Source organism: Streptomyces sp. SAJ15, assembly GCF_007595705.1.
Classification (GTDB): Bacteria; Actinomycetota; Actinomycetes; order Streptomycetales; family Streptomycetaceae; genus Streptomyces.
Genome location: NZ_NISY01000004.1, coordinates 131,205 through 150,099, shown reverse-complemented (window position 1 = coordinate 150,099; position 18,895 = coordinate 131,205). Strand labels below are relative to the sequence as shown.

Annotated in this window: 7 protein-coding genes and 2 pseudogenes; 2 read left to right on the top strand and 7 right to left on the bottom strand. The window is 73.7% G+C overall.

The window, feature by feature from the left end; translation table 11 throughout:
- Positions 1-175: 175 nt before the first annotated feature.
- From CD790_RS36815 to CD790_RS13815, 5 genes and pseudogenes are all read right to left on the bottom strand, one after another.
- Positions 176-4,405: pseudogene (locus tag CD790_RS36815) on the bottom strand (type I polyketide synthase); the annotation flags it as partial.
- A gap of 180 nt (positions 4,406-4,585) precedes the next feature.
- Positions 4,586-9,457, bottom strand: a pseudogene (locus tag CD790_RS35725) (type I polyketide synthase); the annotation flags it as partial.
- A gap of 308 nt (positions 9,458-9,765) precedes the next feature.
- Positions 9,766-11,322: a PH domain-containing protein gene (locus CD790_RS13825; RefSeq protein ID WP_144383511.1), complete on the bottom strand. Its 1,557-nt coding sequence runs from the start codon at positions 11,320-11,322 to the stop codon at positions 9,766-9,768.
- Positions 11,319-11,810: a PH domain-containing protein gene (locus tag CD790_RS13820; RefSeq protein WP_277742693.1), complete on the bottom strand. Its 492-nt coding sequence runs from the start codon at positions 11,808-11,810 to the stop codon at positions 11,319-11,321. The genes CD790_RS13825 and CD790_RS13820 overlap by 4 nt, the downstream gene beginning before the upstream one ends.
- Before the next feature lie 75 nt (positions 11,811-11,885).
- Positions 11,886-12,443 carry a hypothetical protein gene (locus CD790_RS13815; RefSeq protein WP_144383509.1) on the bottom strand — a complete coding sequence of 186 codons (558 nt, stop codon included), beginning with the start codon at positions 12,441-12,443 and terminating at the stop codon, positions 11,886-11,888.
- Positions 12,444-12,613: 170 nt separating this feature from the next.
- Between CD790_RS13815 and CD790_RS13810 the strand changes: the two genes are divergently transcribed.
- Positions 12,614-13,867: a sensor histidine kinase gene (locus tag CD790_RS13810; protein ID WP_260867556.1), complete on the top strand. Its 1,254-nt coding sequence runs from the start codon at positions 12,614-12,616 to the stop codon at positions 13,865-13,867.
- Between the two features lie 19 nt (positions 13,868-13,886).
- The gene (locus CD790_RS13805; RefSeq protein WP_144383773.1) at positions 13,887-14,492 is read left to right on the top strand and encodes a response regulator transcription factor; all 606 of its coding nucleotides are present in this window, start codon (positions 13,887-13,889) and stop codon (positions 14,490-14,492) included.
- Between the two features lie 705 nt (positions 14,493-15,197).
- Here the strand turns inward: CD790_RS13805 and CD790_RS13800 are convergent.
- Positions 15,198-18,023 (bottom strand): AAA family ATPase, encoded by a 2,826-nt coding sequence (locus tag CD790_RS13800; RefSeq protein WP_144383507.1) that lies wholly within the window; start codon positions 18,021-18,023, stop codon positions 15,198-15,200.
- Between the two features lie 97 nt (positions 18,024-18,120).
- Positions 18,121-18,879 carry a thioesterase II family protein gene (locus CD790_RS13795; protein WP_144383506.1) on the bottom strand — a complete coding sequence of 253 codons (759 nt, stop codon included), beginning with the start codon at positions 18,877-18,879 and terminating at the stop codon, positions 18,121-18,123.
- Positions 18,880-18,895 lie beyond the last annotated feature (16 nt).

Here is an 18,895-nt window from a genome sequence, read left to right as displayed (position 1 = left end):
GCGACCGCACCCCACCCGGGAAACGACAGCTCATCGCCACGATCGCGATCGGATCGTCGTCCACCGCGACCAGCGGCGGTATGCCGTCGGCGCCGACCACCGCGGGCTCGGAGCCGAGCAGCTCGGTGCGGAGGTGCTCGGCGAGGGCGGCCGAGGTCGGGTAGTCGTAGACGAGGGTCGGCGAAAGACGCAGACCGGTGGCCGCGTTGAGGCGGTTGCGCAGCTCGACCGCGGTGAGCGAGTCGAAGCCCAGCTCCTTGAAGGCGCGCGCGGACTCGACCGCGTCGGCGCCGCCGTGCCCGAGGACGGCGGCGACCTGGGCGCGGACCAGCCCGAGCAGTTCCTGCTCACGCTCGGTCTCGCTCAGCGGGGCCAGCCGCTCGGCCAGCGTGCCGCCGCCGGTGGTGGCGGCCGCGCGGGACGCGCCGTGCGGCGCCGTCTCCGACTCGGTGCGGGGCGCGGCCAGTTCGGCGAGGAGAGCGCTCGGCCGTACGGCGGTGAACTCCGGCAGGAAGCGGTCCCAGTCGAGGTCGGCGACCGTCACCGCGGTCTCCTGGAGCTCGACGGCCTGTCGCAGCGCCATGATCGCGAGCCGCGGCGCCATCGGCGGCACCCCGTCGCGGCGCAGCCGCTGCTCGATCGCGGTATCGACAGCCATGCCGGTGCCGGCCCACGGGCCCCACGCGATCGATGTCGCGGGCAGCCCCTCGGCGCGCCGCAGCTCGGCCAGCGCGTCCAGATAGGCGTTGGCGGCCGCGTAGTTGCCCTGACCCGCCGCGCCCACCGAGCCGGCGAGCGAGGAGAAGAGGACGAAGGCGGAGAGGTCGAGGTCGCGCGTCAGCTCGTGCAGGTTCCGCGCGGACACGGCCTTCGCGCGCAGCACCCGCTCGATGCGGTCCGCGTCCAGACCGGTCAACACGCCGTCGTCCAGCACGCCCGCCGCGTGCACCACGGCGGTGAGCGGCAGTTCCTCGGGGAGCGAGGCGATGAGCTCGGCCAGCGCCTCCCGGTCGGCCACGTCGCACGCGGCGACGGTGACCCGGGCGCCCAGCGCGACGAGCTCGTCCCGCAACTCGGCCGCGCCCGGCGCCTCCAGCCCACGACGGCTGGTCAACACCAGGTGCTCGGCACCCCGCTCCACCAGCCAACGCGCCACATGAGCGCCCAGCGCACCCGTACCACCCGTCACCAACACCGAACCACCGGCACGCCAACCCGCGGCATCGCCCTCGGCGGCCGCGGCCGCCCGCGCCAGCCGGCGGCCGTAGACGCCCGATGTGCGGATCGCGACCTGGTCCTCGGCGACGGCGTCCGTGCCGGCTCCGGCCAGCACTCCGGCCAGCCGGTCCAGCGCCCGCTCGTCCAGCGTCTCAGGGAGGTCGACCAGACCGCCCCAGCGCTCGGGGAGCTCCAGAGCCGCCACCCGGCCCAGACCCCACACCAGCGCCTGCGCCGGGTCCACGGTCTTGTCCGACCGACCCACCGACACCGCGCCGCGGGTGGCCACCCACAGCGGAGCCTCGATGCCCGCCTCGCCCAGCGCCCGCACCAGCGCGACCGTGCGCGCCAGCCCGGCCTCGCCGGCCTCGACCGCCGCCAGCGAGAGCACGCCCGCCACGGCGGCGCCGTCCGCCGCCGCGCGCAGCAGCGCGGCCAGGCCCGCGTGGTCGTCCTCGGCGCCCGGCTGGACGCGCGCCACCTCGGCGCCGCGCCCGGTCAGCGCCCGGACGATCTCGGCGTCGCGGTCGGCCTGGGCCTCGGCGTCCGGGGTGACGACCAGCCAGCGGCCGGTCAGCGAGCCCGCCAGGCGCTCGGTCACCGGCTTCCACAGGGCGCGGTAGCGCCAGCCGGCCACGGTCGCGCGCTCCGCCTGCCGGCGGCGCCACGACGCCAGCGCGGGCAGCACCTCGCCGAGCGACAGCTCCGGGTCGATGTCGAGCTCGGCGGCGAGCGTCGCCAGGTCGCCGCGCTCCACGGCCGCCCAGAAGCTCTCGTCGACGGCACCGCGCGGGGTGGTCTCGGCCGCCGGGACGGCCGCCTCGGCCAGCCAGAAGCGCTCCCGCTGGAAGGGGTACGTGGGCAGCGCGGCCAGCGCGGCGGGCTCGACGCGACCCGCGCCCGTACCCGCGTAGTACGCGGTCCAGTCGGGGGTCACACCCCGGACGTGCAGCGCGGCCAGCGCACCGGTCAGTGTCTCCGCCTCGTCGCGGCCCTTGCGCAGCACGGGGACGAACGCCGTGTCCGCGCCCTCGGCGCACTCCTGCGCCATGGCGGTGAGCACGCCGTCGGGGCCGAGCTCCACGAAGGTGGTGACGCCCTGGGCCTCCAGGGCGCGGACACCGTCGAGGAAGCGCACGGCCTCGCGGACGTGACGGACCCAGAAGTCGGCCGTGGTGATCTCCTCGGCGGAGACCGGCGCACCGGTCAGGCCCGAGACGATCGGGATACGCGGAGCCGCGTACGTCAGCGTCTCCGCCACCGCGCGGAAGTCCTCCAGCATCGCGTCCATACGGGGCGAGTGGAAGGCGTGCGAGACGGTGAGCCGCTTGGTCTTACGACCCTGCTGCTCGAAGCTCGCGGCGATGGCGAGCGCCGCGTCCTCGTCGCCCGCGATCACCACGGACCGCGGACCGTTGAGGGCCGCGATGCTGACGCCCTCGGTCAGCAGCGGAAGGACCTCGTCCTCCGACGCCTGGAGCGCGATCATCGCGCCACCAGCCGGGAGGTCCTGCATCAGACGACCACGGGCGGCCACCAGCTTCGCCGCGTCCACCAGCGAGAGGACGCCGGAGACATGGGCTGCCGCCAGTTCGCCGATGGAGTGGCCGGACAGCACATCGGCCTCGATGCCCCAGGACTCCACCAGGCGGAACAGCGCCACCTCGATCGCGAAGAGCGCGGGCTGGGTGTAGCCGGTCTGGTTCAGCAGCTCGGCGTCCTCGCCGAACACCACGGTCTTCAGCGGCCGCTCCAGATGCCCGTCCAGATGCGCGCAGACCGCGTCCAGCGCGTCCGCGAACACCGGGTAGGCCGCGTACAGCTCACGGCCCATGCCCAGCCGCTGGCTGCCCTGACCCGTGAACAGGAACGCCGTCTTGCCCTCGGTGACCGAGCCCTGGACCAGGTCGGGGGTGCTCTGGCCGGCGGCGAGCGCCTCCAGGGCGGCGATGAGCCGCGTACGGTCGCCGGCGACGCCCGCCGCGCGGTCCTCCAGCGCGGCGCGGCCGGTGGCGAGGGAGAAGGCGAGGTCGGCGTCGCTCAGCCCGGGGTGGGCCCGGAGGTGGGCGGCCAGCTGGGCGGCCTGGGCGCGCAGCGCGTCGGCGCCCTTGGCGGACAGCGTCCACAGCGGCGTCACGCGGCCCGCGCCGGGCAGTGCCTCGGCGGTGGCCTCCGTGTCCGGTGTCTCGGCGGCCGGGGCCTGCTCGATGACGGTGTGGGCGTTGGTGCCGCTGAGGCCGAAGGAGGAGACGCCCGCGCGGCGCGGGCGGCCGGTCTCCGGCCACTCCCGTGCCTCGGTCAGCAGCTCGACGGCGCCCGCCGTCCAGTCGACGTGCGGGGTCGGCGCGTCGACGTGCAGGGTCTTGGGCAGCACGCCGTGGCGCATCGCCAGCACCATCTTGATGATGCCCGCGACACCGGCCGCGGCCTGGGTGTGCCCGATGTTGGACTTGATCGAGCCGAGGAACAGCGGCTGTTCGGCGTCTCGCTCCTGGCCGTAGGTGGCCAGCAGCGCCTGCGCCTCGATCGGGTCGCCCAGCGTGGTGCCGGTGCCGTGCGCCTCGACCGCGTCCACGTCCGCGGTCGTCAGCCCGGCACCCTCCAGGGCCTGCCGGATCACCCGCTGCTGCGACGGGCCGTTCGGCGCCGTCAGACCGTTGCTGGCACCGTCCTGGTTGACGGCGCTGCCGCGCACGATCGCCAGGACCGGGTGGCCGTTCTTCCGCGCGTCGGACAGCCGCTCCACGAGCAGCATGCCGACGCCCTCACCCCAGCCGGTGCCGTCGGCGCCGGCCGCGAACGCCTTGATCCGGCCGTCGGCCGCCAGCCCGCGCTGCCGGCTGAAGTCGACGAACGGTTCGGGGGTGGACATGACGGTGACGCCGCCGGCCAACGCCAGTGTGCACTCACCCTGGCGCAGTGCCTGCACGGCGAGGTGCAGGGCGACCAGCGAGGAGGAGCAGGCCGTGTCGACCGTGACGGCCGGGCCCTCCAGACCGAAGGTGTAGGACACGCGGCCGGAGACGATGCTGGCCGCGTTGCCCGTGCCGAGGTGGCCCTCCAGGCCCTCCGGCGGGGCGGAGACCAGCGCGGCGTCCGGGTCGTACAGCCCCTCCAGATCCCAGCCACGGTCCGACGGGAACTCCGCGACCGCGTCCGCGCCCGCCGTCAGCAGCGACCACAGGCCCTCCGGCGACCGCACCCCACCCGGGAAACGACAGCTCATCGCCACGATCGCGATCGGGTCGTCGTCGACGGCCACGGACGGCCGCGCGGTGTCGCCGCTGTCGGCGGCGGTCCGCGCGCCGACCAGCTCGGTCCGGAGGTGCTCGGCGAGGGCCGCCGAGGTCGGGTAGTCGTAGACGAGGGTCGGCGAAAGACGCAGGCCGGTGGCCGCGTTGAGGCGGTTGCGCAGCTCGACGGCGGCGAGCGAGTCGAAGCCCAGCTCCTTGAAGGCGCGGCCGGACTCGACGGCGTCGGCGCCACTGTGGCCGAGCACCTCGGCCACGTGGGTGCGCACCAGGTCCAGCAGCAGCCGGTCCCGTTCGGCCGGGGAGAGCCCGGCGAGGCGCTCGCCCAGCGGGGAGGCCAGGTCGGCGTCGGTGACGACGCGGGCGGTGTCCGTGCCACCGGCCGGAGTGGCCCCGGCCTCGGGCAGGTCGGCGATGAGCGGGCTGGGCCGGACGGCGGTCAGCACGCGCGGGAAGCGGTCCCAGTCGATGTCGGCGACCGTCACGGCGGTCTCGTCGAGGTCGAGGGCGAGCTGGAGCGCGGCGATGGCCGGCGCGGGTGCCATGGGCGGCAGGCCCTCGCGGCGCATGCGCTGTTCCAGGGCCTCGTCGGCGGCCATGCCGGTGCCGGCCCAGGGGCCCCAGGCCACGGAGGTGGCGGGGAGGCCCTCGGCGCGGCGCAGCTCGGCCAGCGCGTCCAGGTAGGCGTTGGCGGCCGCGTAGTTGCCCTGGCCGGCGGCGCCCACGGAGCCGCTGATGGAGGAGAAGAGGACGAAGGCAGAGAGGTCGAGGTCGCGGGTCAGCTCGTGCAGGTTCCGCGCGGACACGGCCTTCGCGCGCAGCACCCGCTCGACCCGCTCGGCGTCCAGCGCGTCCAGCACGCCGTCGTCCAGCACACCGGCGGCGTGCACCACGGCGGTGAGCGGCAGTTCCTCGGGGAGCGAGGCGATGAGCTCGGCCAGCGCCTCCCGGTCGGCCACGTCGCACGCGGCGACGGTGACCCGGGCGCCCAGCGCGACGAGCTCGTCCCGCAACTCGGCCGCGCCCGGCGCCTCCAGCCCACGACGGCTGGTCAACACCAGGTGCTCGGCACCCCGCTCCACCAGCCAACGCGCCACATGAGCGCCCAGCGCACCCGTACCACCCGTCACCAACACCGAACCACCGGCACGCCAACCCGCGGCATCACCCTCGGCGGCCGCGGCCGCCCGCGCCAGCCGGCGTACGAACACGCCGGAGGAGCGGACCGCCGCCTGGTCCTCGGTTCCGGTCAGCACCCCGACGAGTCGGGACAGCGCCCGCTCGTCCAGCGTCTCCGGCAGGGCGGGCAGGTCGACGAGCCCGCCCCAGCGCTCGGGGAGCTCCAGTGCCGCCACCCGGCCCAGGCCCCAGATCTGCGCCTGGGCGGGGTCGACCGGCGCGTCGGAGCGGCCGGTGGAGACCGCGCCGCGGGTGGCCACCCACAGCGGAGCCTCGATGCCCGCGTCGCCCAGCGCCTGCGTCAGCGTCATCGTGGCGAGGAGGCCCGCGGTGCCGTCGAGGGTGGGCAGGGAGAGGACGCCGGTGACGTCGGCCGCGTCGGCGGCCGCGGAGCGCAGCCGCTCGGCGACGCCCGCGCGGTCCGCGTAGTCCGCCGGGTCCAGCTCGATCAGCTCGGCGCGGGCGCCGCGGCCGGTGAGCGTGCGGACCACGCCCTCGGCGCGGTCGCGGGCGGCGCCGGCCGGGGTGACGACCAGCCAGTGGCCGGCGGGGGTCGAGGTGCCGGAGCGGTCGGTCAGCGGCTTCCAGACGGCGCGGTAGCGCCAGCCGTCCACCAGGGTGCGCTCGGTGCGCTGCCGCCGCCAGGAGGACAGGGCGGGCAGCGCGGCGCTCAGCGACAGCTCGGGGTCGACGTCGAGTTCGGCGGCGAGGGCGCTCAGGTCGCCGCTCTCCACGGCCTCCCAGAACCGCTCGCCGGCCGGGTCGACGGCGACGGCGACCTCGGCGGCGGACGGGGTGGCCATCCAGTAGGACTGGCGCTGGAAGGCGTAGGTGGGCAGGTCGACGCGGCGGGCGCCGGTCCCGGCGTACAGGGCGCTCCAGTCGGCCCTCCTGCCGCGGACATAGGCGCGGGCGACGGCCAGGGTCAGGGTCTCGGCCTCGGGCCGGGCGGCGCGCAGCGCGGGCGCGAAGACGGCGCCGTCGGCGTCGGGCAGGCAGTCCTGGGCCATGGCGGTGAGCACGGCGTCGGGGCCCAGCTCCAGGAAGGTGGTGGCGCCGCGCTCGGCGAGGGTGCGCACGCCGTCCAGGAAGCGCACCGCGTCCCGCACGTGCCGCACCCAGTACTCGGGGGAGCACAGCTCCTCGGCGGTGGCGGGCCGGCCGGTGACGGTGGAGACGACGGGGATGCGCGGCGGGGCGTACTCCAGCACCTGGGCGACGCGCCGGAACTCGTCGAGCATGCCGTCCATGAGCGGCGAGTGGAAGGCGTGGCTGACCGTCAGCCGCTTGGTCTTGCGGCCCTGGAGCCGGAGGGCGTCGGCGATCTCGGTGACGGCGTCCTCGTCGCCGGAGACGACGACGGAGGCGGGGCCGTTGACGGCGGCGATGCCGACGCGGTCGTTCAGCAGCGGCAGCACCTCCTCCTCGGCGGCCTGGACGGCGACCATGGCGCCGCCGGCGGGCAGCTCGCGCATCAGTCGGCCGCGGGCGGCCACCAGCGCGCAGGCGTCCTCCAGGGAGAGCACGCCCGCCACGTGGGCGGCGGCCAGTTCGCCGATGGAGTGGCCGGCGAGCAGGTCGGGGCGGAGTCCCCAGGACTCGACCAGTCGGTAGAGGGCGACCTCGATCGCGAAGAGGGCGGGCTGGGTGTAGTCGGTGCGGTCGAGAAGGGCGGCCTCGGGGGAGCCCTGCTCGGCGAAGAGGACGTCGAGCAGCGGATGTTCCAGCTGCTCTTCCAGGTACCAGGCGGCGTCGTCGAGCGCCTCGGCGAAGACCGGGTACGCCTGGTAGAGCTCGCGGCCCATGTCGAGCCGCTGGCTGCCCTGGCCGGTGAAGAGGAAGGCCAGCTTGCCGGCGGCGGGGGCGCCCTGGACGACGGCCGGGGAGGGCTCGCCGGCGGCGAGGGCGCCCAGCGCGTCCCGGAGTCCGACGCGGTCGCCGGCGACGAGCACGGCGCGCTGTTCGAAGACGGCGCGGGTGGTGGCCAGGGAGTGGCCGACGTCGGTGAGGGCGAGCTCCGGGTCGGCGTCCAGCCGCTCCGCCAGTCGCCGCGCCTGCTCGCGCAGGGCGGTCTCGGTCTTGGCCGACAGGGTCCAGGGCAGGACGGCGGGGGCGGGCCCGGCGGGGGCCTCGGCCGGCTCGGCGGCCTCGTCGGCGGCCGGCGGCTGCTCGATGACGGCGTGGGCGTTGGTGCCGCTCATGCCGAAGGAGGAGACGCCGGCGCGGCGCACCCGCTCCTCGGTGCGCGGCCAGGCGCGGGCCTCGGTCAGCAGCTCGATGTCGCCCGCGGACCAGTCGACGTGCGGGGTGGGCGCGTCCACGTGCAGGGTCTTGGGCAGCACCTCGTGCCGCATCGCCATGACCATCTTGATGATGCCGCCGACGCCGGCCGCGGACTGGGTGTGGCCGAGGTTGGACTTGAGTGAGCCCAGCCACAGCGGCTGCCCCTCGGGGCGCTCCTGGCCGTAGGTGGCCAGCAGCGCCTGCGCCTCGATCGGGTCGCCCAGGGTGGTGCCGGTGCCGTGTGCCTCGACCACGTCGACCTCGGCCGGGGTGAGGCCGGCGTTGGCGAGGGCCTGGCGGATGACCCGCTGCTGCGCGGGGCCGCTGGGGGCGGTGAGCCCGTTGCTGGCGCCGTCCTGGTTGATGGCGGTGCCGCGGATGACGGCGAGGATCGGGTGGCCGTTCTTCCGCGCGTCGGAGAGCCGCTCGACGAGCAGCATGCCGGCGCCCTCGCCCCAGGCGGTGCCGTCGGCGGCCGCGGCGAACGGCTTGCAGCGGCCGTCGGGGGCCAGGCCGCGCTGGCGGCTGAAGGCGATGAACGAGCCGGGGTTGGCCATGACGGCGACGCCGCCGGCCAGGGCCAGCGAGCACTCGCCGGCGCGCAGCGCCTGCACCGCGAGGTGCAGGGCGACCAGCGAGGAGGAGCAGGCGGTGTCGACGGTGACGGTGGGGCCCTCGAAGCCGAAGGTGTAGGCGATGCGGCCGGAGGCGACGCTGGCGGCGTTGCCGGTCACCAGGTAGCCCTCGAAGCCCTCCTCGGCCTCGTGCAGTCGGGGGCCGTAGTCCTGCTGTTCGGCGCCGACGAAGACGCCGGTGTGGCCGCCGCGGAAGAGTGCGGGGTCGAGGCCGGCCCGCTCGAACGCCTCCCAGGACGTCTCCAGCAGCAGTCGCTGCTGCGGGTCCATGGCGAGGGCCTCACGCGGCGAGATGCCGAAGAACGCCGGATCGAAGCGATCGGCGTCGTGCAGGAATCCACCTTCACGGGCGTAGCTGCTGCCCGCCCGTTCCGGGTCGGGGTCGTAAAGTCCGGCGAGATCCCAGCCGCGGCCGGTGGGGAATTCGGATATGACATCCCGGGCCCCGGCGACGATTTCCCAGAGTTCTTCCGGTGACCGTACGTCTCCGGGGAAACGGCAGCCCATTCCGACGATGGCGATGGGCTCGCCGTCGGCGAAGGCGGCGCCGGGGACGACCGGCACGGCGTCGGGGCCCTCGGCGAGGCCGAGCTCGGCCAGCACATGGGCGGCCAGCCGGGCCGGGGTGGGGTGGTCGAAGGCGAGGGTGACGGGCAGCCGCAGCCCGGTGACGGCGGTCAGCCGGCTGTGCAGGTCGACCGCGGCGATCGAGTCGAAGCCCAGGTCCTGGAAGGGACGGTGCGGGTCGAGCTGGTCGGGCGCGTTCTCCTTGAGCGCGGCCGTGACCAGGTCGCCGACCCACTCCAGGGCGGTTTCGGCACGCTCGGGCTCGGGCAGGTCGGCGAGTCGCTCCCGCCACGCCGACACCGCACCGGGACCGTCCTCCCGCATTTCGGTGTTCTCGGGCGTGAAATCCTCGGACTCACTCATCATCGCGCGCCCCATAACCCTGCAGACATAAACCAAGACCGTGCGCCAGCCTTGCACAGGGAGGGTCCCCCAGAAACCCCTTCAAACCCCCTACGGACCCCTAGCTTTTCCTTGGGTCCCTTATTTACCGGGTGGCCTCGGAGGGCAATGCGTAATTCACCAGAGTGCACGAGAATGCGGATACAGGCAAGGAATTCAGAGGTGGAGGGGCGGCTTTTCGGTCCGCCCCTCCACCTCTCGGGGGATTCGCCAGTTGGTCTGCGATGCGGTCAGCCGCGGCGGGCGGACCGGGGTGCCCGTTCCAGGAACGGGAGGAGGAGCTGCGGTACGGCGTCCTCCGCGAGGGCGATTCCCTGGCCCGTGGAGACGTCACGGACCTTGTAGACGCCCTCACCGGCGGCGGTGGTGGCGCCGAGGGTGAGGAGTCCGGCACGGCGCTGGAACGGCGTCCGGGTGATCTTCCAGCCGATGATCCCCTCCCGCTGGAGGGCGACCGTTCGGTGGGCGAACGTCCCCGCGCTGGTGACCAGGTAGCCGCCGCGGATGCCATGGCCCAGCGTCCGGTAGGCGTTGACCGCGAAGGCCACCAGCACCGGCACCAGCACCGCGCCGGTGACACAGCCGACGGTCACCCAGGCCGGGCCGAGCCAGACGCCGAGGCCGAAGGGCACCGCGGCGATCAGCACGGACCAGATCAGCGCCTGGTTGACGCGGCGCCGCAGGGCGGCCCGGGGGTGGCCCAGCAGGCCGTCCCGCACCGTCAGCGCGGGGTGCTCGCCGAGGACTTCGGTGGCCACCCGGCGGGCCTCGGCGCGGGGCACCGGCGGGGTCAGCGCGCGCCGCCTGCGGTTGTCCTCCAGGTTGCCCAGGCCGCTGGCGACGGCGTTGAGCCTGGCCGCCTTGGCCCAGCGCAGCGGGATCGGCTCGACCAGCTCCACGCCGCGCAGCCGCCGCCGCTCGATGCTGACCGAGCGGGTGACGAAGAGTCCGCGGCGGACCCGGAACATCCCGCCGTCCTCGCGCTCCAGCCGGTAGCCGGACCAGCTCTCGATGAACGCGCCGGTCGAGCCGGCGACGCCGAGGACCACCACGACGGCCAGGGCGACCAGGACGCCGTACCAGAGCGGGACCGAGCCGAAGCGGTGTTCCAGGTCCTTGACGACCCCCCACTCCAGCGGGTCGACCTTCAGCTCGTGCAGGGTGCGGTAGACGCTGGCCGCGGCGATGAAGACACCGCCGACGCCCCACACGCTCAGCGGGCCGTAGCGCAGCCAGGACCAGTCGAGTTCGCTGATCGGGCCGTCGTCCTCGGCGGCGGCGCCCAGGCCGCGCCCGGCGTCCCGTCGCTCGATCAGCTGCCGGCGCAGCTCGGCGGCGTCCGCCGCGCTGATGCCGTCCAGGGTGAGCCGCTGGCCGGCGGAGGAGCTCTGCTCGCCGGTGCCGATGGTGAGGGTGGTGAGGCCGAAGAGCCGGTGCAGCGGGTTGGCCGTCAGGTCGACGCTGCGGATGCGGTCGAGGGGGATCGAGCGCCGGCTGCGGAAGAGCAGCCCGGACTGGAGCTCCACCATGTCCTCGCCGACCCGGTAGCGGGTGGTCATCAGGCGCATCAGGCCGATGCCGCTGATGACCAGGAAGGTGAGGAAGACCGAGCCGAGGGTGATGAGGATCTGGAGGTTGGTCTTCCCGGCGACCAGATAGGTGGCCAGGAACATCGCGACCGGGGCCACCAGGATGGCGAGGTTGACCAGCAGCAGCCGGGAGTTGAGTCGCCCCCACTCGCTCGGCGCGGCGTGGGCCGCCCGCCGTACGGTGGTCTCGCCGCTCATGTGGCGTCCTCCGGGGTGGCCTGGGTGAACCGGGTCAGATGCGCCACCAGCTCCTCGGCGACCTGGTGGTCGATGCCCTTGATCTTCACGGCGCCGGAGGCGGAGGCGGTGGTCACGGTGACTCCGGAGAGCCCGAACATCTGCTGGATGGGGCCGCGCAGGGTGTCCACGGTCTGCACCCGGGACAGCGGGACCACCCGCCACTGCTGCCACAGCCAGCCGGAGGCCGCGTAGACCGCCTCGTCGGTGACCTCCCAGCGGTGCACCCGGTAGCGCCAGGCCGGCATGACGGCCGTGTAGAGGAGGCCGGGCAGCAGCGAGATCAGCGTCGCCCACATGAAGAACTCGCGGGTGGGCGGGATGGAGGCCCACAGGATGCCGAAGGTGAGCGGCAGCGGCACGGCGAACAGCGCCGACTGCACCGTCCACCAGCCGATCGCGCGGCTCCCCACCCGGTGCCGGGGCGGTCGGAGCCTCACATCTTCCATGGTTTCCACTGCTGCTTCACCCAAGTTCTCACGTCAGGGCAGGTTGCCGGGCTGATGGGTTGTCATTCACCTGGATCAGACCGCGGCACCGCTGCCGCGCTGCGACTCGAGCTGCGCGGCCCGCGCCGCCTCGGCGGCGCGCAGCTTGCGCATCTTGGTCAGCAGGACAGCGGTGCGGGTCAGGACCATGGCCAGGGACATAAAGACGAACGCGTTGGCATAGGTGTCCTGTCCGCTGATCTTGTAGTCGATGGAGAAGCGGATGAGATCCTCGGTGAACCAGTGCTCGGCACCATAGGCGAAGAGGACGCGCCCGCTGGACAGCACGACCCACACCAGCGCGTAGCCGACCCCGCCGATGGTGTAGATCTCACCGGACTCATGACGGTAGGCGGGCAACAGGGTACCGGCGATGAGACCGGAGATCACCCCCACACCGACCCCTACGAGTTGGAGCGAGACGTCGTTGCCCTGGGTGGGGAACGAGTGCACGAAGATGGCGATGATGACGGCCACGGCCACCACCGAGCGCACCATGCGCGTGGTGGTGATCTTCTTATGGCCGATGTCGGTGGCCAGGATGATGGTCAGAATCGTGCCGCTGGCGATGAGTGCGGTGACGAACTGGCTCATGTGCGATGTCTCCCGCCCTGATGGGCTCTTGGCTGTGGCGCGCCGCTTCACCGGCGTCCTGATACCTCCACGCTAGGTCCGCGCGCCCTGCCGCCGAGACGACTGAACGGTGGGTTCCGGCTGTCCACCGGACGGTGGACACGGTGGACACGCGTGGTAGGACTAGTGACGTGCGCACTCACTTCCGACGAGGCGTGTCGCAGGCTCAGCACGGCGTGCCCCAGGCCGGCGCGTACTACGGACCCGAGTCCGGAACCCGCTGGTTCGGCCTGTGGGACGGCTTCTTCGCGGTCTCCTATCTCGTCACCGCCACCCTGCTCCTCACCTCCGGCACCCATGCCGTCGCCATCGGCGCGCTGACCCTGATCGTGCCGTGGTACGCGGCGCTGGGCCGACCGCTGATGATCGGTGACGCGGTCGGGCCGCGGAACCTGGTCTTCGCCGGCGTCCTGCTGCTGCTGTTCGCGGTCGCCACCTCGTTCAGCCTCGCCGGCTCCTTCGCCATGTTCGCCGTCGTCCCGATGCTGATCATGAGCCTGTCCATGCCGCAGGCCGTGGTCATGCTCATCGCGGCCCATCTCTGGCCGGTGGTCGTGGTGTGGGTGCGCGGCGAGGACATGGGCCTCGGCGTGCTCCAGGTGCTGCCCATAGCGCTGCTGAGCATCGCCCTGTCCACGCTGCTGGGGCTGTGGGTCAAACGGGTGGTCCGACAGAGCAAGGAGCGCGGCCGGCTCATCGAGGACCTGCGACGCAGCCGCGAGCGGGTGGCCCGGCTCTCCCACGAGGCCGGCATCTCCGCCGAGCGCGAGCGGCTGGCGCGCGAGATCCACGACACCATCGCCCAGGGCCTGACCAGCATCATCGGACTGGTGCAGACGGCGGAGTCGGAGCTGGACCATTCCCCCGACCTCGCCCGCACCCATCTGTCGCTGGCCGGCCGGGTGGCCAAGGAGTCGCTCGCCGAGGCCCGCGACTTCGTCACCACCCTCACCCCGCCCGCGCTGCGCGGCAGCTCCCTCGTCCAGGCCGTGCGCCGGCAGGCCGACGGCCTGGTCGCCGAGACCGGCCTGGACGTGCGCTGCACCGTCGAGGGCGACGAGAGGCCGCTGCCGATGAACGTCAACGTCGTCCTGCTCCGCTCGGTGCAGGAGGCCATCGCCAACGTCCGCAAGCACGCCGCCCGGGCCCGCACGGTGGAGGTCCTGGTCGCCTACGAGGAGGACACCGTCCGCGTCGTCATCCGCGACGACGGCCCGGGCTTCTCCCCCGACGACGACCAGAACGGGTACGGGTTGCGCGGCATGCGGGCCAGGGCTGCGGAGATCCACGGGTCGGCCACCGTCGACAGCCGCCCCGGACACGGCACCACGATCGAGGTGACCGCCCCGCTGGGCGCGGTCGCCCAGGAGGCATTCAGTGGCTGAGACGACAACGGTCCGGGTGATGCTGGCCGACGACCACCCGGTGGTACGCGAGGGCCTCAGCGCCATGCTGGAGTCCGCCGAGGGCATCAGCGTGGTCGGCCAGGCCGGCTCCGGCGAGGAGGCGGTCGTCCAGGCCACCGCGCTGCGCCCCGACATCGTGCTGCTGGACCTGCGCATGGGCGGCATGGACGGCGTCGCCGCCACCGGTCACATCCTGCGCGACTGCCCTGGCACCAAGGTCGTCATCGTCACCACCTACGAGGACGACGCCGACATCCTCCGCGCGGTCGAGGCCGGGGCCGCCGGCTACCTGCTCAAGGGCAGCTCCCGGCAGGAGCTCATCGACGCCGTGCACAGCGCGGCCCGCGGCGAGACCGTCCTCACCCCGTCCCTGGCCGGCAAGCTGTTCCGCCCCCGCACCGTCGTCGAGCCGGTCCCGCTCTCCGGCCGCGAACGCGAGGTCCTCGGCCTGGTCAGCCAGGGCCTCACCAACTCCGAGATCGGCACCCGTCTCTTCATCAGCGAAGCCACCGTCAAGACCCACCTCCTACGCTCCTTCAAGAAGCTGGGCGTCTCCGACCGCACGGCAGCCGTCATGACCGCCCTGGAACGCGGGCTGCTGTAGGCGTGTCGGTGGGCTGTGGCCCGGTGGCGGTTTTCTCCCCTGACCCGCCCCTTCCCGAAACCGGGGCTCTGCCCCAGACCCCGTAAAACAGGTGTCACAAGGGACCCACCAGGGCCGCTTGCCCCGCGGCGACGGCGACGGCGATCTCAAGGGGGTCACAAGAGGCCCAAGGCAAGCCCCCTTGTCCCCGCCGCGACGGCGAGCAACCCAGCCAACGCGACCCGGCGGTGCCAAACCGCCCGCAACCCGTTCGCACACACAGCGGGCTCAACCAGCCCGCGAGGGGATCCACAAGGGGCCCGGCAGGGCCCCTTGTCCCCACCGCGAGGCACGCACCCCCTTGTCCCCGCCGCGACGGCGAGCAACCCAGACGACGCGGCCCGGCGGTGCCGAACCCCCCGCAACCCGTTCGCACACAACAGCCTCAACGACACCGCGAGGGGACCCACAAGGGGCCCGGCAGGGCCCCTTGTCCCCACCGCGAGGCACGCACCCCCCCGGGGGTTCACAAGGGGCCCGACAAGGGCCCCTTGTTCCCGCCGCGACGGCGAGCAACCCAGACGACGCGGCCCGGCGGTGCCGAACCGCCCGCAACCACACGCCAGCAACCGCGCCCCGGCAGCCCGCGGCCCGCGCCCCGCAGCCCGCGCCCCGGCAGCCCGCAGAGGCGCCACGGGGGCACCCCGCCCCGTGCAGGACCCGCCGTCAGGCGATACCCGTGAGGCTGCTGTCGGCGAGCTTCGCCGGCAGATCACGCCGCCGCTTCACCTTCAGCTTGCGATAGATCCGTGTGAGGTGCTGCTCCACCGTGCTCACGGTGACGAACAGCTTGGACGCGATCTCCCGGTTGGTGTTTCCGTGCGCCGCCAGCAGGGCGACCCGCGCCTCGGCCTCGGTGAGCGCCTCGACCTCGCGCTGGGCCGCGTCGTCGCCCGACTGGCCGACCGGGGCGACCAGGTCGGCCCCGTCCCCGTGGCTGGGGATGAGCTGTCGGCACAGCGGCTCCGCGCCGCAGGCCTTGGCGACGTGCCACGCCTTGCGGACCAGCACCCGCGCCCGGTTGAAGTCGCCCAGCGCGCGGTACCCGCGGCCGAGTTCACCGAGCGCGCCCGCGAGCTGGAGTCGGTCGTCGCCGTTCTCCAGGATCTCGACGGCCTCCTTGAGCCGCGGGAGCCGCCGCTTGAGGTCCTCGCCGCGGGCCAGGATCAGCAGCAGCGCGCCGCGCAGCCGCGGCTGGCCGGGGCTGCGTCGCAGCTGCTCCTCGGCCAGGGCGTGGGCCCGGTCGGTCTCCTCCAGGGCCAGCCACGCCTCGGCGGCGTCCAGCCGCCACGGCACCAGCTGGGGGGTGTCCACCCGCCAGGCGGCCATCAGCTCGCCGCAGGTGTTGAAGTCGCCGAGGGCGGCGTGGTAGCGGCCGGTGGCCAGGTGGCAGCGGCCGCGGGCCCGGAGGTAGTGCAGTCCGGTGAGGGTCTGGAACAGCCCGTCGGGGACCGGCTGTTCCAGCAGCGCCATGGCCTCGTCGTAGCGGCCCATGCCGGTCTCGGCCTGGATGAGGGTGGCCAGCGGCAGGCCGATGGCCACGCCCCAGCCGGCCGGGGAGATCCGGGAGATCGCGGTCCGCGCCTGGTGGGCGGCGACCGGCAGGTCGCCCTGGCGCAGGGCGATCTCGGCCCGGACGGCGGAGAGCAGCGCCTGCCAGGTGGGCACCCGACGGCTGGCGCACTCGCCGAGCAGCCGCTCGCACCAGGACTGGGCGAGGTCGAGCCGGTCCGCGTACACCAGGGCCAGCAGGGCGAAGGCCAGCGGCTGGAGGGAGTTGTCGGACAGGTGGTAGCGCTGGAGGACGCGTTCCGCCTCGACCACGGCGCGGGCCGTCTGGCCGCCGAGCGCGGTGGACAGGGTGACGGCGGACTGCGCGTATGCCTCGCCCGCCAGGTCGCGCGGGCCGGTGGAGGCCGCCGGCGCGGTGGTGCCGAGGGTGGGGACGCGGGACCGCAGCGGCGGGCTGATCACGGTCAGCCACTGCGCGGTGGCGGCGAGGGCCGCGCCGCGCGCGTCCTCGACGCCGGTGGTGGTCGACCCTCCGGGGGCGGGGCGGGTGGTCGCGGACGATCCGGCGACGGCGTCGGCGGCCTCCTCCAGTCGGCCGGACCAGGCCAGGTAGGAGACGGACAGCGCCAGGTCGCGCGGGGCGAGACGGCCGCCCCGCAACGCGTCGGCCAGGTCGGGGAGGTGCGCTTCGGCGACCCCCGGCCCCATCCGCCAGGCCACGCTGACCAGCCGGGCCTTCAGGGCGGCCCGCTCCCGCTCGTCCCGGCAGGCGGCGTGGGCCAGTTCCAGGCAGCGCAGCGCGAACTCCAGGTCCTCTTCGACCAGCGCGTACTCGGCGGCCTCGCGCAGCACCGGGACGGCCCAGCGCTCGACGTCCTGTCCGCCGGCGACCAGGTGCCGGGCGACTTCGAGCGCCGCGGCGCCGTCGCTGTGCAGCAGGTGGGCGGCGCGCCGGTGCAGCGCGGCGCGGGCGGCGGTGGGGACGGCGTCGAGGACGGCGGTGCGCGCGGCGGGGGCGCGGAAGGCGCCGCCTTCCAGCAGCGCGCTCTGGCGCAGGTCCTGCACCCCCTGTTCGACGGCGCCGGCGGTCAGCCCGAGCAGTTCGCTGAGCAGCACCGGGCAGTCGGCGTCGCCGAGGACCGCGATGCCGTGGGCGATGGTCAGCACATCGGGGGCGCCGCGGTGCAGGCAGCCGAGGACGGCCTGGGCGTACGCCTCGCCGGGGACCGGCCGTTGCAGCGACTCGCCGTGTTCGCCGCCGGCCCGCCAGTCCTCCAGCAGGGCGCGCAGCAGCAGCGGGTTGCCGCCGGTGAGTCGGTGGCACTCGGGGGCCAGTCGGGCGGCGACGGTCTGCGAGACGTAGCCGGTGAGCACGCGGGTGATGCCGGGCTCGGTGAGCATGTGCAGCCGCAGCCGGCCGCAGTTGGGCTGGCGCAGCAGCTCGGCGTGGAAGCTCAGCTGTTCCTGGCGCAGGCGGGTGGACTCGGTGAGGACCACCAGCACCTTGGCCTGGCGCACCCGGCGGGCCAGGTGCAGCAGGAACTGGAGGGAGTGGCCGTCGCCCCAGTGCACGTCGTCGACGGTGATGACGATCGGGCGTTCGTCGGCCAGGCGCAGCAGCACCGAGGAGACGCGGGACATCGTCCGTAGCCGGGAGGCGGCGCCGCTCTCCTCGTCGGTGTCCACGTCGTCCAGCAGCGCGATCGCCTCGGCGCGCGCCTCCGACGGCATGGCAGCGTTGTCAAAGACCTTCTTGAGAAGGCCGAAGGGCAGTTCCCGCTCCGCGCGGGACCCGGTGGTCTCCAGCAGCAGCACGCCACAGGAGAGCGTCTGGGCCGCGAACCTGTCGAGCAGGTCGGTCTTTCCGCTGGCCACCGCACCGCTGATGAGTGCCAGCCGTCCCCTGCCCTGTTTCGCGCCGCACAACATGTCGGTCAGCGCGGCAAGGTGGTTCTCGCGTTCGAAGAGCTTGGCAGGCATGGTGAGTCCGTCCCCCGGAACTCGGCCCACGGCCCGGTAGTCATGCCGGGCCGTGGGAATTGTGCGTTGACGCGGATGCGCGGTCCGGTCAGTGCTGCTAGGAGCCGACCGCGTTGATCTTTTTGGAGACGATCTCAATGATCTTCTCCGAGTGGTTGGCCAGGAAGAAGTGACCGCCGGGGAAGACATGGATGTCGAAGTCGCCGGTGGTGTGGGCGCGCCACGCCTCGGCCTCCTCCATGCTGGTCCTGGGGTCGTTGTCGCCCGTGAGGACCGTGATCGGGGCGCGCACGGCGGCCCCTTCCTCGGAGCGGTAGGTCTCGACGGCCGTGTAGTCGCTGCGGATCGCCGGCAGCACCATCCGCAGGATCTCCTCGTTGCCGAGGATGCGGGAGTCGGTGCCGCTCAGGAGCTGCATCTCCTTGACGATGCCGTCGTCGTCCCGGCGGTGCACGTTCTCCTCGCGGTAGCGGGAGGGGGCGCGACGCCCGGAGGCGAAGAGGGCGATCGGGCCGGAGTGGCCGTCACGCTCCAGCCGGAGCGCCACCTCGTAGGCGAGGACGGCGCCCATGCTGTGGCCGAAAAACGCCGTCGGCACATCGAGCCACGGCTTGAGCTCCGCGACGATCGCGTCGGCGTAGTCCGGGATGTTCTCGATGGCCGGGTCCAGTCGCCGGTCCTGGCGGCCGGGGTACTGGAGGCACAGCACGTCGATGGCCGGGGAAAGCGCCTGAGACATGGGGAAATAGAAGGGGGCGGAGCCACCCGCGTGCGGCAGACAGACCAGCCGGACGCTGCTCTCCGGGGCGGGGTGGAACCGGCGTACCCAAGCGCTATTCTCTCGCTGTTCACCCATGTGCCGAAGAATCTTT

Excerpts from the sequence above, each read along its gene's own strand:
- CD790_RS13820 (WP_277742693.1), bottom strand. The coding sequence starts at position 11,810 with ATGGAAGATGTGAGGCTCCGACCGCCCCGGCACCGGGTGGGGAGCCGC.
- CD790_RS13815 (WP_144383509.1), bottom strand. The coding sequence starts at position 12,443 with ATGAGCCAGTTCGTCACCGCACTCATCGCCAGCGGCACGATTCTGACC.
- CD790_RS13795 (WP_144383506.1), bottom strand. The coding sequence starts at position 18,879 with ATGGGTGAACAGCGAGAGAATAGCGCTTGGGTACGCCGGTTCCACCCC.
- CD790_RS13800 (WP_144383507.1), bottom strand. The coding sequence starts at position 18,023 with ATGCCTGCCAAGCTCTTCGAACGCGAGAACCACCTTGCCGCGCTGACC.
- CD790_RS13805 (WP_144383773.1), top strand. The coding sequence starts at position 13,887 with ATGCTGGCCGACGACCACCCGGTGGTACGCGAGGGCCTCAGCGCCATG.
- CD790_RS13825 (WP_144383511.1), bottom strand. The coding sequence starts at position 11,322 with ATGAGCGGCGAGACCACCGTACGGCGGGCGGCCCACGCCGCGCCGAGC.